The 16173-nt window shown below is 45.3% G+C and carries 14 protein-coding genes; 3 read left to right on the forward strand and 11 right to left on the reverse strand.

Translation table 11 applies throughout. From position 1 onward, the window contains the following. Positions 1-21: 21 nt before the first annotated feature. The 4 genes from B5Z18_RS19890 to B5Z18_RS19905 form a co-directional block, all read right to left on the reverse strand. Entirely contained in the window at positions 22-1083 is a 1062-nt protein-coding gene (locus B5Z18_RS19890) for a DNA topoisomerase IB (RefSeq protein ID WP_079471245.1), read from the reverse strand. Continuing rightward, positions 1076-1942, reverse strand: a complete 867-nt coding sequence (locus tag B5Z18_RS19895; RefSeq protein WP_079471246.1) for an SDR family oxidoreductase — start codon at positions 1940-1942, stop codon at positions 1076-1078. The genes B5Z18_RS19890 and B5Z18_RS19895 overlap by 8 nt, the downstream gene beginning before the upstream one ends. 81 nt (positions 1943-2023) lie before the next feature. Next, complete coding sequence (locus B5Z18_RS19900; protein WP_079471247.1) at positions 2024-2578, reverse strand: YciE/YciF ferroxidase family protein; 555 nt, start codon at positions 2576-2578, stop codon at positions 2024-2026. A 30-nt stretch (positions 2579-2608) separates the two neighbouring features. Beyond that, complete coding sequence (locus B5Z18_RS19905) at positions 2609-2836, reverse strand: hypothetical protein (protein ID WP_079471248.1); 228 nt, start codon at positions 2834-2836, stop codon at positions 2609-2611. A 301-nt stretch (positions 2837-3137) separates the two neighbouring features. Here B5Z18_RS19905 and B5Z18_RS19910 point away from each other — a divergent pair, with 301 nt between their 5' ends. Continuing rightward, positions 3138-4577 carry a sensor histidine kinase gene (locus tag B5Z18_RS19910; RefSeq protein ID WP_079471249.1) on the forward strand — a complete coding sequence of 480 codons (1440 nt, stop codon included), beginning with the start codon at positions 3138-3140 and terminating at the stop codon, positions 4575-4577. A 71-nt stretch (positions 4578-4648) separates the two neighbouring features. Beyond that, positions 4649-6091: a hybrid sensor histidine kinase/response regulator gene (locus B5Z18_RS19915; protein WP_079471250.1), complete on the forward strand. Its 1443-nt coding sequence runs from the start codon at positions 4649-4651 to the stop codon at positions 6089-6091. Between the two features lie 40 nt (positions 6092-6131). On the opposite strand, the gene B5Z18_RS19920 is transcribed toward B5Z18_RS19915, so the two are convergent. From B5Z18_RS19920 to B5Z18_RS19930, 3 genes are all read right to left on the reverse strand, one after another. Further along, positions 6132-7568, reverse strand: a complete 1437-nt coding sequence (locus B5Z18_RS19920) for a sigma-54-dependent transcriptional regulator (RefSeq protein ID WP_079471251.1) — start codon at positions 7566-7568, stop codon at positions 6132-6134. 73 nt (positions 7569-7641) lie between these two features. After that, complete coding sequence (locus B5Z18_RS19925) at positions 7642-8010, reverse strand: response regulator (RefSeq protein ID WP_227024459.1); 369 nt, start codon at positions 8008-8010, stop codon at positions 7642-7644. A gap of 7 nt (positions 8011-8017) precedes the next feature. Beyond that, entirely contained in the window at positions 8018-10291 is a 2274-nt protein-coding gene (locus tag B5Z18_RS19930; protein WP_079471253.1) for a glycosyltransferase, read from the reverse strand. Between the two features lie 431 nt (positions 10292-10722). On the opposite strand from B5Z18_RS19930, the gene B5Z18_RS19935 reads away from it, so the two are divergent. Then, positions 10723-11001, forward strand: coding sequence for a hypothetical protein (locus B5Z18_RS19935; RefSeq protein ID WP_079471254.1), 279 nt, complete (start codon positions 10723-10725; stop codon positions 10999-11001). 50 nt (positions 11002-11051) lie between these two features. Here B5Z18_RS19935 and B5Z18_RS19940 read toward each other — a convergent pair whose 3' ends face one another. The 4 genes from B5Z18_RS19940 to B5Z18_RS19955 all read right to left on the reverse strand — a co-directional run bounded on the left by B5Z18_RS19940 (position 11052) and on the right by B5Z18_RS19955 (position 16110). After that, complete coding sequence (locus tag B5Z18_RS19940; RefSeq protein WP_079471255.1) at positions 11052-12074, reverse strand: NAD(P)H-dependent glycerol-3-phosphate dehydrogenase; 1023 nt, start codon at positions 12072-12074, stop codon at positions 11052-11054. Positions 12075-12528: 454 nt separating this feature from the next. Then, positions 12529-13914, reverse strand: coding sequence for an efflux RND transporter periplasmic adaptor subunit (locus tag B5Z18_RS19945; protein ID WP_079471256.1), 1386 nt, complete (start codon positions 13912-13914; stop codon positions 12529-12531). A 25-nt stretch (positions 13915-13939) separates the two neighbouring features. Then, on the reverse strand, positions 13940-15295 hold the full coding sequence (locus B5Z18_RS19950) for a TolC family protein (protein ID WP_159454365.1): 1356 nt from the start codon (positions 15293-15295) through the stop codon (positions 13940-13942). A 149-nt stretch (positions 15296-15444) separates the two neighbouring features. Then, positions 15445-16110 carry an ABC transporter ATP-binding protein gene (locus tag B5Z18_RS19955; protein ID WP_079471258.1) on the reverse strand — a complete coding sequence of 222 codons (666 nt, stop codon included), beginning with the start codon at positions 16108-16110 and terminating at the stop codon, positions 15445-15447. Positions 16111-16173: the final 63 nt, after the last annotated feature.

The raw sequence follows: 16173 nt of genomic DNA on the forward strand, positions 1-16173 counted from the left end.
CATAGCAGGCGCCTTTACCTGCTACAGGGCTTCCTTCAGAAATTGCATGAGCAACTTTTCATCCGCATGTAACCCGCCACTGGCGGGTTTACTGCGTTTAGCCCTCAGCTGTTGCAGCCAGGGTTCCAATTCGCCGGTTTCGTAGCTGTTAAGGATTTGCGGATGGATGTAATATTTCCTGCACACGGCGCGGGTATTCCCCAACTTGCCCGCCACACCGTCGATTATCGCTACAATATTCCGGCGGCATTCCGTAACGGATTCAAAGGGTGTAAGGTCTGCCAGAAGATTTAATGCGTTTACCGTACCGGCCCAGGTGCGGAAGTCTTTACAGGTAAATTCATTTTCTGCGCAGCACTGCTTTATATATTCATTTACTTCTCCGGAATCGAGGGCTTTGTGTTCGCCGTTTTCATCGTAATACTGAAACAATACCTGGCCGGGAATATCCTGTACTTTTTTCAGCAGTTTTGCAAGTGCGGCGTCATGAAGTGCTATTTTATGCTCCACTCCTTTTTTCCCCCGGAACTGAAAGAATGCTTTGTTACCATTGATCTTCACATGTTTATTCCGCAGGGTGGTAAGTCCGTGTGAGCCGTATAACCTTTCATAAGAAGCATTGCCCACGCGGATCAGTGTTTCCTCCATCACGGACAAAGCAATGGCAATTACCTTATTTTTATCCAGTGATGTTCGTTTTAAATCTTCGTGTATACGTTTCCGTATTTCCGGTAATTTTTTGCCGAACTGCCGGAGTCGGTAGTACTTGGTTTCATTGCGGGCTTTGCCCCATTCAAGATGATAACGGTACTGTTTGCGTCCTTTCACATCGGTGCCGGTGGCCTGCAGGTGGCCATTAGGCCAGATGCAGATCCATACATTTTCCCAGGCGGGCGGCAGCACCAGTTTCCGGATACGGTCCAGCACTTCAGGGTCTTTTACTCTTTTGCCCGAGGGGTCGAGGTAGATAAAGTCCTTCCCTTTGCGGACGCGTGTATACCTGGGTGTATTTGCTGTAACGTACCGCAGTTTCACTGACCGGGCTACGGCCACGGGGTCTGTTATCAGATCTATGCTAACCATTTATGATTTCCCCTCCATTGGGATGCAGGATCTGACCGGTGAGATAACTGGCTTCATTGCTGGCCAGGAATACGTAGCAGGGGGCTACTTCCACGGGCTGGCCGGCGCGTTTCAGCGGCACATCTGTACCAAACTTTGCCACTTCCTCCGCGGTAAAAGTAGCGGGGATGAGCGGGGTCCAGATGGGACCGGGCGCTACGCCGTTTACCCGGATTCCTTTTTCAGACAGGGAGGCGGATAAAGACCTGACAAAAGAAACGATGGCGCCTTTGGTGGAACTGTAATCAATAAGATGGCTACTGCCCCGGTAAGCGGTTACAGAAGTGGTGCAAATAATACTTCCGCCTTTGGGAATATACGGCAGGGCCGCTTTCGTAAGATAAAAGTGCGGATAAATATTAGTTTCAAAAGTTTTGTGCAGCTGGGCGGCGCTGATATCCGTGATACTTTCCTGCGGGTATTGTACCGCTGCATTATTTACCAGGATATCTATCTTTTTAAACTTCTTTATTACCTTTTTAACAATATCGTTGCAATGCTTTTCATTGCTGATATCGCCTGCAATGAGCATACATTCCCGGCCGGCGAAGGTAATGTGTTCGCAGGTAATTTCTGCGTCTGTATGCTCATTAAAATAAGCAATGGCTACGTCTGCGCCTTCTTTGGCAAAGGCTACCGCTACTGCGCGGCCAATACCACTGTCGCCGCCGGTAATAACGGCCACCTTGTTATGCAGTTTACCATTTTTTGTATTGCTTTTTTCGAACACCGGGGCCGGGTTCATCACTTCTTCCAGGCCGGGTTGTACGGATTGTTTCCGGGCCGGCCTCACTGGCTTTTTGGGATTGGATTTTTGCATATCAACGGGTTAAAAAAAGTCCCTGTTTATGCAGGGACTTTTGCAGTTTTCATTAACACAATTATACAAATCATCGTTAACCTATTCTGCCGCAGCTTCTTCGTTTACAGTAGATTCAGCTACTTCTGTGAGTAAGCTGTCGGCATTCTTTTCTTCTTTCAAAGTTTGCTCCAGTAATTTCGCAACCTGGGAATGGCCCATTACATTGGCGAGTGTGCGTAAACTGCCATAGGCGGATATTTCGTAGTGCTCAATTTTCTGGGAAGCAATGATAATACCAGCGTCTCTTACGGCCGTGTCTTCGTCAGTATCTGCTACAACTTCCTGTCCTTCGGCAATCAATCCTTCCATCGCTTCGCATTTTTTTGCCTGTGGTTTTTTGCCGAGTAATTCGAATACCTGTTCCAGCCTGGCTACATGTTCTTTTGTTTCTTCCAGGTGGTTTCCTATGCAGGTACTTAATTCTTCCGAGGTAGCAGCTTTCTGCATTTTGGGCAGTGCTTTTACCAGGTTCTTTTCTGCCCAGTAGATGTCTTTTAATTCATCCATAAACAGTTCATGGAATTTGGAGTCCGGCATTTTTTCGCTGGCTGTTCTTCTTGCGGTGCCGTTGCCGGCTGATTTTGTGGTAGGCATTGTAACAGATTTTTTTAGATGAAAGAATGGTTAATGTTTATCAGGTGATTGTCTTTTAAATGCTTCTTCTTTTTCCTCTACCGCCTGCGGATTGGCGGGGGTATGAGGAGTATCCCTGTCCGGTATCTCCTGCGGGATGGGTTCAATTTCCGGCTTGTCCGGTGGCGGCTGAACCGGTATTGGGTCTTCTTTTCCCGGCTGTTGTTTATCTGGAGTTGGATCAGGAATCGGCTGTTTATTTCTATCCGGATTATTCATACCTCACAAGTTTATTGGTTAAGAACTATAGTTAGTTGTCCAAAGTTCATTCCACTAGTTAGACCTGTTGTTTTTACCAAAAAAACGCGTTTCTCAAACCCGCTACGGGAAGGCATTCCAGCGTACCTGTATCTCTGCGGTAACAGTAAGGCGCCACTGCTTCCGGTGCTTGTAGAATTTACCGTCATTCTGTGGAATATGTTGCTCAGAAAGCCCTTCGCGGGAAAAGGGTATTTTTTAGTAGTGAAATTCAGGCAGAAATAGTAACTTGAAATGCTTTCTCAAGATCTCATACATACAGATGCATTTTTCAGTACACAAAAAAATACGACTTGGCTTTTTCATTGCATTTACCGTTATCGTGGCAGCCTCCGTGTTCTCGTACCTGGTGGCCAAAAACCTGCTGGATAACGCCGGCAGGCTGAATCATGCCATTGAAGTATCCAAACGGCTGGAGGTAATTACCCGGCAGCTCAAGGAAGCGGAAGCTGCAATCAGGGGATATACGCTTACCAAAGACAGCTCCTTCCTGGATCCCAGTATGCAGGAGCGCAGCAACAGGATTGAGCGGGAATATCTCCTGCTCCGGAAAATAACTGCTGATAACCCCGTTCAGCAAAAACACCTGGATACCCTTCGCCGGTTACTGGCCGTCAAATACCAGCAACTACAACTGGGCGAGGAGAATTCCACCCAGCTGAAACAACTCTCCGATGTGAAAGAAGGGGAAAAATCAATGGATATCATCGACATTAAGGTGCGTGACATGATCCGGATTGAAGAAAGCCTGGTACAGGAAAAATCGGAACTGTTCCATTTCTTTGCGGTGATGTGGGTACCCATGATCTTTATATCCTCGCTGGTGGCCATCCTGATAGGCATCTATTCCTATATTACCCTCACCAGGGAATTCAAACTACAGTTACATATTGAAAGCCGGATGAAGTCCTACCAACGTGATCTGCAACAGAATATCTCCCTCCTGAATAAAACCAACCAGGAGCTGGAGCAGTTTGCCTATGTGGCTTCGCACGATTTGCAGGAACCGTTACGCAAGATATCTACCTTCAGCGACCGGCTGCAGATGAAATATAAAGACCAGCTGCCGCCGGATGCCACGCAGCTGATAGACCGTATGGTGTCCGCCGTTTCCCGGATGCGGGTGCTGATCAACGACCTCCTCATTTTTTCCAGGGCAGGCCGTATTACGCCGGAAAGCATTACCCCCGTGGATATGACCAGGCTGTTGCAGGAAGTACTCAGCGACCTGGAGGTTACCCTGGAAGAAAAAAATGTACAGGTTACATACGACCAGCTGCCGGTCATAGAAGGCAGCGATACTTCTTTCCACCAACTGTTTCAGAACCTGCTGGCCAATTCTATTAAGTTTGCCAGCCCCGACAGGCGCCTGGAAATCAATATCCATCACCAGTTACTGCTCGGAAAGGAACTGGGTATTGTAAAAGAAAGCCGGTGGAACGAGAGCTACTGCCGCATCAGCCTGGACGACAATGGTATTGGGTTTGAGCAGGCTTATGCCGATCGCATTTTTCTTATTTTCCAGCGGCTGCATGGCATCAGCGAATATTCCGGTACAGGGATAGGACTCGCCATCTGCAAAAAAATTGTAGACAGCCACAATGGTTTCATACAAGCCCACGGATACCCGGGGAAAGGAGCCTCCTTTGTGATTATTCTACCCCTGCGACAGAGAAACAGGAATGATGGACCTACAGATTAATAAAAGGTTAGCACCTTTATTGCTGTGGATTTTGTCATTAATTGCCCAAACTCCTAATCTATTCTATTGCGATGAGCGAGCGACCGATACACATTTTAATGATAGACGATGATGAAGACGATTTCTTTCTCGTAACAGAACTACTTCATGATATTTCACCAGGTCAATATGTGCTTGAATGGGCTTCTACCTATCAGAAGGGGCTGGCGGCCATAGCCGACAATACGTATGATGTATTCCTGGTAGATTACCGGCTGGGACCCAATACCGGTATCGATATCCTCCGCAGGTTACACCAGATGCATCATCAGCCGCCGGTAATTATGCTTACCGGTAAAGGCGATTATAATATTGACCGGGAAGCCATGCAGGCCGGTGCTTACGATTACCTGGTGAAAGGAGAAATGACTGCCGACCTGCTGGAAAGATCCATCCGCTATGCGCTCGATGAATTCAACCATCGCCGGTCTATTGAAGAAAGCGAGAAAAAATATTATGGCATCTTCGAAAAAGCGCACGACCTGATTGTACTGGCCGATTGCGACCGGAATATTATTGACGCCAATCCCGCTGCATTAAAAACCCTTCGTTACAACCGGGAACAGATACTGAAATTACATCTGCGCGATCTCTTCATCTCCAAAGATCAAAGCGAGAATTTCCTGAACAACATCTGCAACAGTGGTATTGCCAATTTACAGGAATATGATTTCAAAACTGCCGATAACAAAAAGCTGGTGGTATTGATCAATGCCGTTATGCTGGACGAAGCGGCGCAGATATTCCTTTGTGTAATCCAGGATATCACCGATAAAAAGAGAGAAGAACAGGAGAAACAACACCAGGAAAAATTTGTAATCACCGGGCGTATTGCCAGGGTAATTGCACATGAAGTAAGAAACCCGCTAACCAATATATTGCTGGCCGTAAGCCAGTTTAAGGAAGAAGAAGAAGTGGCCGCCAATGATGATACGCTGATGTATACAGATATCATTGAACGGAACTGCACCCGTATTAACCAGTTGATTACAGAGCTGCTGCACAGCACCCGTATGATTGAACTGCATATGGAACCTGTAGGTATCAACGAGCTTATAGAGAAAGCGCTGCAGCTATCCAACGACCGGCTGCAACTGAATGAAATCCGTGTGGAAAGAAACCTGGTATCGCCGGATGTGATGATTAATGCGGATGAAGAAAAAGTAGTGATTGCCTTTCTGAATATTATCATCAACGCCATTGAGGCAATGGTACCGGGCAAAGGCGTACTCACCATCAGTACAAGGCTTAGCCAGGACAAGGCGAAGCTGATGATCCGTGATAATGGTGCTGGTATTGCGGAAGACAAGCTGGCGCGTTTGTTTGATCCTTTCTATACCAGTAAGGCGAAAGGCACAGGTCTTGGCCTGACCAGCACACAGAATATTCTATTAAATCACAAAGGAACTATACACGTGGATAGTGAACCGGGGAAGGGAGCGGTATTTACGATTGCGATACCTGCAATAGGATAATTTATTCCCTGGAGACGGATGTCTGCCAGGGAATAAACTGCTAATAATTTATATTCAGCAACCGTAATTTGTTATACAGTGTTTTACGGTCGATATTCAATACCTGCGCTGCTTTTGTTTTATTATACTTCACTTCTTTCAGCACATTGATAATCTTATTGTATTCTGCCTGAAGGGCTACTGTTTTCAGATCATTATCGTTGGAAAGCAGCGCCAGTTCACCGGAAACGTGTACTTCTTCCGGAATCTGGTTAAAAGATTCTTTCATTTCCAGCGGCAAAGCGATCATGGTAATATCTTCCATTTCAGGCGTAAGTAAACAGGCTCTCCTGATTACATTTTTCAGTTCGCGGATATTACCTGGCCAGTTGTATTGCTGGAAGCAATCCCACACTTCAGAAGAAATTTTACCACATGATTTATCCAGTTCCTTTTCCACCTGGTTTACAAAGGCGGTAGTGAACAGTGGTAAATCTTCGCGGCGCTCGCGTAAAGGCGGAATATAAATGGTGAATTCATTAAGGCGATGGAACAGGTCTTCCCTGAATTTGCCGCGCTGTACTGATTCAGAGAGCTTTTCGTTGGATGCTACAATGATGCGTACATCAATTGGTATTTCTTTTAAACTTCCTACCCGGCGAATTAATTTTTCCTGAAGAACGCGTAGCAGGGCTACCTGTATGTCGTACGATAAATTGGAGATTTCATCCAGGAACAGGGTACCTCCCTGTGCCTGTTCAAAGGCGCCTATTTTGGTATTGATAGCGCCGGTAAAAGAGCCTTTTTCGTGACCAAACAATTCACTGGCAGCCAGTTCCTTGGAGAGGCTGCCGCAATCCAGCGCAACAAATGGTTGCTGGTTTCTTTTACTGTGATGGTGAATAAGATGTGCTACGGATTCCTTACCGGTACCGGTTTCTCCAAAAATGATAACGCTGTAATCGGTGGGCGCCACCAGTTTAATCTGTCTTATTAATTCTTTCGCTCCTTCGCTTTCACCGTATACGTATTTGTTATTTTTGTCGTCCTGGTTACGTGATAATAACGTTTCACGTACTGCTTCGGGCTCACTGCCCGACTCTACTGGTCTGGATGCGCGCCGTTCCTGTTCTGCGTCTTTATGCGCAAAGGCTTTATGTACGAGGTTCAGAATTTCATCCGGGTACAGCGGTTTGGAAAGATAATCGTATGCGCCGTTTTTCACCATTTCCACCGCTACTCTTACATCTGTATAACCTGTAATAATAATTACAATAGTAGAAGGATTGATCTGATGGATATCCTGCAGCAGTTGTGCACCATCTGTATCTTTCAGTCTGTAATCACAGAGTACAAGGTCATAGGTTTTCTCTTTCATCATTTTAAGTGCAGCGCCACCCGTCATGGTGGTATCTACATCAAAGCCATGTTTCCCGAGGAATTTGCTCAGGAGTGTACAGATATTAATTTCGTCGTCTATTATTAGAATATTTTTCATACTTCTTTAATATAGTGGTAATTGGCAACAGAATAGCTGGTTAAAATTACTGATTATAACCAAGAGGGCGTTATCAGCTTTTTATTTTGATACTGTCGATCAGTTCATCTACGTTCTTGAGACTGAAAGGTTTAGCCAGGAAAAATGCGGCTCCTGCTTTCAGTGCGGTTTGCTTTTCCATCGCATTATCATAGGCGCTGATGGTGATTACTGGTAACGTGGGACAACGTTCCTTGATCACTGGCAAAGCCTCGAGGCCCGATCCGTCGGGCAGGTGGATGTCCAGGAAAAGGAGATCGGGCTGATGTCTGAAAATGGACTTCATCCCTTCTCCCAATTCATGTACGTATTTTACATTATATCCGTGACGTACCAGCGTAAGTTGCAATAGTCTGCATATATCCGGCTCATCATCTATAATCAATATGCTGGGATACTTCATGTTATTCTCAGTTGTAGCCAAGTCTGACTGGTGCCAGGCTGTTTTGTTTCGGTGTAACATACTTATGCTTATTCCATTGTTCCATTAATAATCTGGCAATCAGGTAACATACAGTAGATTCGGCGCCCTGGTTCTGGTTTATGTTGTTTTTTTCAAGGCCATCGTAGCAACCGTAAGTTAATGGATTATAAACAAGTTGTTTCAGGTGATTATTACCTAAATACCAACTGAATGCCAAACGCATCTTTTCCAAATATGATTTATTCTTTGTGGTATTATAAAAAGTATTCAATGCCAGCATGGTATAGGCTACTTCTATAGATTGTTCGCCGCCGTCTTCCTGTTGCTGGGTGTTATTCCTGTGGTACCATGTTTTATTGCTGATCACCTTCATATGGCTATCTGTAAAGGTTTTGCCACAAAGGAAAGCGAGGCTGTTTTCCGCGGTTCTGCGATAGGCATCTATCCCGGTTACCTGGTAGGCCATCATCATTGCCTCGGGCAATACGGCGTTACCGTAGGTAAGGTAGGATTCATACCAATGCCAGGTTTCATCTGCTTCCTGTTTGTAATGTTCATACAATTTTGCAGCCAGATGTTGTAAAATTTCCACTGCTTTGCCACCGGGCTTATAGGCGAGGAAGTAATACAGTCCTTTGATGGTGAAAGCCATTGCCCTGGGTGAGTTCAGTGAATCCATCCAGGTGAAGCATTTTGTGAATATGGCTGCTACATCCTGAACCGCATCAAAAGGCAGGTGACGGTGCGAAGCGAGGGCATAGCCCAGCGCCCATACAGCACGGCCATTGGCGTCTTCCAGGTTTACTTCGTCATTCATTTTATTGAACTGGCGATCGATATCCACATAGTTAAGGAACTTGCCGGAAGGCTGCTGGCAGTAGGTAATGAAATCAATGTATTTACGGGTCAGTGAGTTCACGAAGCTGCTGGATTTTAATTCGCTGCTATACATGCAGGTAGCAATAAGTGCGCGTGCATTGTCGTCGAGCGTATATCCGAACGCAGGATCAGGAATATCATGTTTGGAAAATTGCAGCATCGCTGTTTCATCGGTCATGCGATCGATGTGATCGAGGTAAGGCGGTGGCAGGTTAGGCAGGATCTTATCTTCTGCCAGTGCTTCGCTGATTACGCTCATATGTGCAATAGCTACATTTTCCCAGATAGAGTTGCGTGTTTTTTCAATAGCCGACTGGCTCATCTGCGCGCGCAGTTCCGGATCGCCGAGCAGCTGTAACGCGCATGCGGCAATTTGTTCCGGGTTATTGAAATCTACCAGGCAACCGGCTCCGTCTTCCAGCATTTCGCGGGCCTGCACAAAGGAGGTGGAGATCACCGCGCAGCCGGCGCTCATGGCGTATACGAAAGTACCGCTTACTGCCTGATGCGGATCTTTTGATGTAAAAAGGTATATATCTGTAAGAGATAAATAATCGAGTAATGTTTTCAGGGAAAGATAATTATTGACGAATCTCACGTTGTTTTCCAGGCCGAGTTCTTTCACCAATTGTTCCAGTGAATCACGGTATTTTTCTCCTTCGCGGGAACATACTACCGGATGGGTTTTTCCCAGCACCAGGTAAATGGCATCAGGATATTGTTTCACAATATCCTTCATAGTCCGGATACCTGTTTCAATACCTTTGTTTTCGCTGAGCAGACCGAAGGTGCTCAGTACCATCCTGTTTTCAACATTGTATTGTCTTTTCAGTGTATCTACATCTTCTACGATGTGCGCGTGTGTACCATGCGGGATATGCACAATTTTTTCTGCAGGCACATGATATACATTTTGCAGTAAGTCGGCGGACGAGCGGGTCATTACAATCACTTTTGCCGCCAGTGCGCTGATCAGGCTTACTACTTTAGTGCATTTATGATCGGGGTAAGGCAGTACGGTATGGAAACGGACCACAAAAGGCTTATCCAGTAAGGAAAGCATAGCCAGGAGGTTATGACCGTATTCTCCACCATACAGGCCAAATTCGTGTTCAAAACAAACCAGGTCTATTTTGTCGTTCTCATTTATTTTCTGTGCAAAATCGATACAATTATCAATATCAAACGGGTTGACCGAGTAAGTAACAGGTGTTTCTTTTACATTGGCAGGTTTGCCTGATTCTTCCAGTGCTGCCACCTCAATATTCAGGTTACCGGCAAAGTTCTTATTCATTGCGTTTACCAGGTCCTGTGCAAAAGTTGCGATCCCACATTCACGGGGCGGGTAAGATGTAACAAAAAGCAAAGTTCTAATCTTCATGGCAAAAATTTTATACTACGCAGTTAACAAGTAACCAGGTCCTCAATTTTGCGGATCGGGACATAGGATGTTTCAAATATCAATCCAATGCCTGCTGTAGGGGGTTTCACCGGATTTGGACGCAAGAAAGTGTGGATATAATTCCACACATTTTATCCCGTATCCACAGGTAAGGTCTGTGAATAAAATAAAAGCGGACCATTTACATTCTATTAACAGTCCATATAATCATAATTGTTTACAATTGTAATGTAATTTGCTGGTTACAGGGTTAATTCAGGCACAAATAGCAACATTACTACCATAACAGGTAAACAATAATGTTTTTTTGTCCATTTCAGCTTATTTTAGCTGAAGGATGCCCCCAAGCTACCATGTGAAGAGCAAATTTTAACCATTCCATTTTTTCTCATTTAAACCCAATGGCCGTTATGCGAAACATTGCATGTACATTTAATGTAGATGGTGTTCCTACCAAAATCAGTTTGAGAAAACTTCCCCGGCAAAGGCGCTTTCAAGCCATCATTGACCGTAATATCACGGAGTATATCATCTCAGACGAGACCAATGAGATTGAGTATTATGAGGGACCGGTGTTAAGCGAATATCTTTTCACCCGGATTGCCAGTCTTATTAAACAGTATTTCCCGAACGTGCGGGCAATTATGAAGATTGGGGAAGATAACTATGAAGATTACGACGATTTTTAGACACCTGGCAGACGGCTGTTAGCCTGTCAAGACTAACAGCCGGCCGTTCTTTATATGAAACCTTTTTCGAGAGACAGGAACGCCTCTGAGGGATGCACCTGCTGCCACAAAATAGCATATACGGCTTCGGCAACCGGCATATACGCCCCTATATTCCTGTTCATTTCATGCATACATTTACTGGCATAATAACCTTCTGCAATCATATTCAGCTCCAGCTGGGCAGCTTTTACGCTGTACCCCTTCCCGATCATATTACCAAAAGTACGGTTACGGCTATGCAGTGAGTAGCAGGTAACCAGCAAATCGCCCAGGTAGGCGCTGGCGCTGTAGTTATGCACCACCGGCTCTGTTCCGGCTATTGTAGCTTTCTGCTCTTCATATTTTTCGAGGAAACTTTGCATTTCCCGGAAGCAGTTGGTAATAAATACACTCAGGAAGTTATCCCCGTATTCCTGTCCGTGCGCAATACCGGCGCCCATTGCATAAATATTTTTGAGTACTGCGGCCAGTTGTACGCCTATTACATCTGTGTTTACAATTGTTTGCAGGTAGCTGCCGGTAAATTTGTCGGCGATAGACTGGGTAGTATCCAGATGGGCGCCTGAAAAGGTAAGGTACGACAGCTTTTCGCTGGCTACTTCTTCCGCATGGCAGGGGCCTGTAATGGTGAAATACTGGCTGGCCGGTAAATTGAATTGTTTCAGAAGATATTCTCCAATCAGGTCGTTGGTACTTGGTACCAGCCCTTTAATAGCAGAAATGACTCTTTTATTGATCAGCGCATCCGCGGGCAACATGCTTAACACATCTTCCAAAAAAGCACTGGGAACAGCCAATACCAGCTCATCACAGGCAGCCACTACTGCTTTCACATCACTACTGAGGCTCAGCAGGCTGGTATCAAAATATACGGAGGTGAGATAATGTTTGTTATGATGCCGCAGCTGCATATGGCGGATGGTATCATCGTTCCTTATCCACCAATGTATATGATGCCCGTTATCAGTCAGTATTTTAGCCAGGGCAGTAGCCCAGCTGCCACTGCCTATAATTCCAATGCTATTGCTCACAATGCAAATTTTTATGCAATGTAATTAAAAAGCAATAAAGCAGTTTTGCGGGCGGGGGATATTCGCGGATGTTGTCTTTCTCCGGATTACGCTGATTTTGCTGATTTTACTTTTTGGATTTTATAAATGATTTATGCCTGATCATGATATAGGTCATGCTTGGCAGTTGCCTTGCACATGCTTGGCAGATACTTAGGACATGCCTTTGATGTGGAGATAACACGGACTTGATGTGGAGGTGATGTGGACTTGATCGGTAACGTATTGGATATCAATGCGCTATACAGAGTCCGCTTGCGTTCTTTGTATAAATTTTTCGGAGAAATATGTTGTATATCAACGCTTTATGCATATCATAAAGATAACCCTGATCAGCGGAAATACCAAAAAAAATGAGGTTGTATCAAGTAATTTGATACAACCTCTTTGCTTTATATAAAGTTGTGTAACTGCGTTATTTTGCCTGACCTTCAAACAGCTCAGCCTTTGGTACCACCTTTACTTTTTTGCCGTTTTCCAGGTTGCGGGAAATGGCAGTATAAGGAGCGCTGATTACCTGGTCGCCGGCACTGAGGCCGGAAGTGATCTGGATCCAGGCATCGTCCTGCACACCGGTTTTAACGGGTACCATTTTAACGCTGCCATCTTTCTGCAATACAAATACCACCTCGTTTAACACGGGTTTGGTATCGGCAGAAGAACCCGGTGTAGTGTTATCCTGTACCGGCGCTTCTTTCTTTTTATCGCCTTTTGCTTTCGTAGAATCGCCGTCGCGGGTAGTAACGGAGTTAATTGGAATGGCCAGTACATTATTTACATGCCTGGTTTGAATATCCACGCTGGCACTCATACCCGGGCGGAAAGGAAAGGTCTTCTTGTTTTTATCAAGGAGATCCTGGTAGCTTTCCTGCAGGATGCGGATATGTACAATGTAGCTGGTTACCTGCTCTGCAGAGGAGGCGGTGCTTACTGTAGCGGTAGCGGCGCCTTTACTGGAACTGGCAATTTGTGTTACAATGCCTTTAAACTGACGGCTGTTATACGCATCCACTTCAATGATGGCAGTGTCGCCATATTTTACTTTTGGAATATCGTTTTCACCTACGTCTACCTGTACTTCCATGGTGTTCATATCAGCGATACGCAGCATTTCGGTACCGGTCATTTGTGCGGTACCCACCACGCGTTCTCCTTTCTTTACAGAGAGCAGGGAAACGATACCGCCCATGGGAGCGGAAATAGTGGTACGACCCAGGTTTTTATTGGCTTCATTCAGGTTGGCCTGCGCGCTGGCAACGGCAAACTTATTTCCGTTGATCTGTTGCACGGCGGCGTTATAGTCTGCCAGGGAAGCGAGATAGGTGGCTTCCGCTGTTTCAAACTCTGACCTGGAAATCACTTTCTGGGCAAGGAGTTCTTTGTTCCTGTTGAAGGCAGCCTTGTTTTGATCAAGACGGGCTTTAAAGGAGTTCAGCGCCGCAGCGGAATTGGCCAGCTGCGCCTGCGACTGGCTCATGGAAGCCGCAGCTTTGTCTACCATCGATCCGTAGATATCTGCGTATATCCGTGCCAGTACCTGTCCTTTTTTCACGGAATCACCTTCCAGGATGGGCAGGTCTGTGATTTCACCTGAAACGTCGGAGCTTACTTTTACTTCTATTTCAGGATAAATTTTACCGCTGGCGGTAACCACTTCTATAATATTTCTATTAGAAGCATTGTCTACAGCAACTTTAATTCCTTCTTCTTTACCAATAACCCCGGACGCTTTAAGCACCAGGAACAAAATAACGAGTGAACAAAGTATGCCTATGAACCAGTAAAGTTTTTTCTTCTTCATAAAGCAATTTAATTTCCAGGGTTGGCTACAGTGATATTTTCTGGTCCCTGTAGAATTCCAGCAATTTCATTTTAAATATGTAATCGTATTGAGCAAGCACCTTGTTTACCTGCGCATTATACAATTTACTTTGCGTTGTGATATAATCAATGGTGTTCATTAATCCGAGATTGAAGCGTTTGGTGGCAAAATCATACGCTTTCTGGGCGGCCATTACCCCTGTGGCAGATGCGTTATATTTCTGTAAAGCAGCTACTGCATTGGCATGGGCGGTATAAATATCCTGTCTGAGCTTTTGGTGATCCAGGTCACGGATCAGCTCCTGGCTATATATATTTACTTTGGCTTTGGCTACGGTAGTACGTTGCTGCCAGCCATTAAAAATAGGAATGTTAAGTGTTAACCCAAGATTTTTCCTGTAGGTATTGCTGATCTGGTCATGAAACGGCAGCACTTTCGTTTGCGCAATATCTTCGTAATAGTTATTGGCGTAGTAGGTACTGAGGCCGCCCCCGATGCTCAGGTTGGGATACAGCTGCGCTTTGGCCGCCTGGTATGCTTTGGTAGCGCTTTTGATCTTCAGTTCGTCCGATTTTACCAGCGGGTAGTTGGTTAAAGCGGCGCTGTACACCATTTCAGGCGCCATTTCCTGTAAGGCAGCTAATGGCAGGGAAGAAATATTTTCCGGTACATCCGGTTTAAAAGGAATTTCAAATCCGAGGTTGAGGTATGCCTTCATCTGGAGAATAGCCAGGGTCACATTATTCTGGGCGGTAACCAGGTTGCTGCTGTCCAGCGCCAGCTGCGCTTCCAGGTCGGCCTGGTTGCTTTCCGGTACGGAGCCCGCGATCACCAGCTTTTTGGTGTTATCCAGGTTGGAGTTGGTAAGGCGTACGTTTTCTTCGTTTACTTTCTCCGTTTGGATATTGAGCAGTATCTGCAGGAAGGCGGTGGCTACGTTAAAAGCGAGGTCGTTCCTTGCTTTTTCCAGCAGGAAACTGTTAGCCTGTGCATCCAGTTTGTTGGCGGCAATTGTTTTTTGCTGATAAAACCAGCTGAAAAGGTTCGCCTGCATATTCAGGTTACCGCTGGAGTTAAACACGGTTTGGTTAACATACTGGTTATCTCCCAGGCTGGCACTTCTACCATCAGTATACCCTCCTGATACTGATCCGCTGAAACCAGGGATCATTTGCAGGCGGCTTTGCTGTAAAGTGAGATCTGCCAGGCGTTTCTGTACTTCCTGTTGTTTAACCGTCAGGTTATTTTGCAGTGCATAATCCACACAACGTTGTAAACTCCACGTATCCTGCGCATCAGCGGATGTTATGTTAGCAAACAATAAAATCAGGATTGCTCCTGCTATTCGGGATATTCTCATAACATTCCAAAAATATAATAATTGTGATGATACTTTTCCACCCTTCTTGATAGAAGGCAAAAATTTAGTAGGTATGGCAGTATACCTCACTAATTGAGCGTACAACATAATCTTTTTTTTACAGAATTCTTAAAACTGATCCGCCTTTATTATGGTTGAATATGTCCATCGCGGATCTGGATAACGCGGTTGCCATAGGTGGCATTCACGTCTGAGTGGGTTACCTGCACAATTGTAATTTTATCCTGTTCGTTCAGGTGTTTAAATAGCTGCATGATCACCTTCGCCTGATCGGAATGCAGGTTACCGGTGGGTTCGTCGGCCAGGATCACCCGGGGTTCCGCTACAATAGCGCGGGCAATACCTACCAGCTGCTGTTGTCCGCCGGATAACTGGTTGGGGAACAGATCTTTTTTGGCCACCATGTTAAAGCGGTCCAGCACATCTGCCACCCGGCTTTTTCTTTCTGAAGCAGGTATATTCTTATACAGTAACGGCGTTTCAATATTTTCGTACACGGTTAACTCATCTATCAGGTGATATGCCTGGAACACAAATCCAATGGAGCCCCTGTGCAATTGGGTCCGTTTTTTCTCGTTCATCTTGTCTACACGCTCTCCCTCAAATAAGTACTGTCCCTCGGATGGTTCTTCCAGTAAACCCAAAATATGCAGTAAGGTGGATTTCCCGGAACCGGAAGGTCCCATAATAGATACAAACTCGCCTTCATTGATCGTGAGGTCAATATCTTTCAGGATGTAATTTTTTCCGAATCCTACCGGGTAATGCCTGGAAATTTTCTGCAATTGTATCATGATCGGTAATTTGTTTTTTAATTTACATTGATATTTTCTGCATATCGGCTCAGCAATATAATT

It is taken from the genome of Chitinophaga ginsengisegetis (genome assembly GCF_900168065.1).
GTDB lineage: Bacteria > Bacteroidota > Bacteroidia > Chitinophagales > Chitinophagaceae > Chitinophaga > Chitinophaga ginsengisegetis.

Bases quoted from the DNA above. Each gene is read 5' to 3' on its own strand.
- B5Z18_RS19890 (WP_079471245.1), bottom strand. From the start codon at position 1,083: ATGGTTAGCATAGATCTGATAACAGACCCCGTGGCCGTAGCCCGGTCA.
- B5Z18_RS19895 (WP_079471246.1), bottom strand. From the start codon at position 1,942: ATGCAAAAATCCAATCCCAAAAAGCCAGTGAGGCCGGCCCGGAAACAA.
- B5Z18_RS19900 (WP_079471247.1), bottom strand. From the start codon at position 2,578: ATGCCTACCACAAAATCAGCCGGCAACGGCACCGCAAGAAGAACAGCC.
- B5Z18_RS19905 (WP_079471248.1), bottom strand. From the start codon at position 2,836: ATGAATAATCCGGATAGAAATAAACAGCCGATTCCTGATCCAACTCCA.
- B5Z18_RS19910 (WP_079471249.1), top strand. From the start codon at position 3,138: ATGCATTTTTCAGTACACAAAAAAATACGACTTGGCTTTTTCATTGCA.
- B5Z18_RS19915 (WP_079471250.1), top strand. From the start codon at position 4,649: ATGAGCGAGCGACCGATACACATTTTAATGATAGACGATGATGAAGAC.
- B5Z18_RS19920 (WP_079471251.1), bottom strand. From the start codon at position 7,568: ATGAAAAATATTCTAATAATAGACGACGAAATTAATATCTGTACACTC.
- B5Z18_RS19925 (WP_227024459.1), bottom strand. From the start codon at position 8,010: ATGAAGTATCCCAGCATATTGATTATAGATGATGAGCCGGATATATGC.
- B5Z18_RS19930 (WP_079471253.1), bottom strand. From the start codon at position 10,291: ATGAAGATTAGAACTTTGCTTTTTGTTACATCTTACCCGCCCCGTGAA.
- B5Z18_RS19935 (WP_079471254.1), top strand. From the start codon at position 10,723: ATGCGAAACATTGCATGTACATTTAATGTAGATGGTGTTCCTACCAAA.
- B5Z18_RS19945 (WP_079471256.1), bottom strand. From the start codon at position 13,914: ATGAAGAAGAAAAAACTTTACTGGTTCATAGGCATACTTTGTTCACTC.
- B5Z18_RS19950 (WP_159454365.1), bottom strand. From the start codon at position 15,295: ATGAGAATATCCCGAATAGCAGGAGCAATCCTGATTTTATTGTTTGCT.
- B5Z18_RS19955 (WP_079471258.1), bottom strand. From the start codon at position 16,110: ATGATACAATTGCAGAAAATTTCCAGGCATTACCCGGTAGGATTCGGA.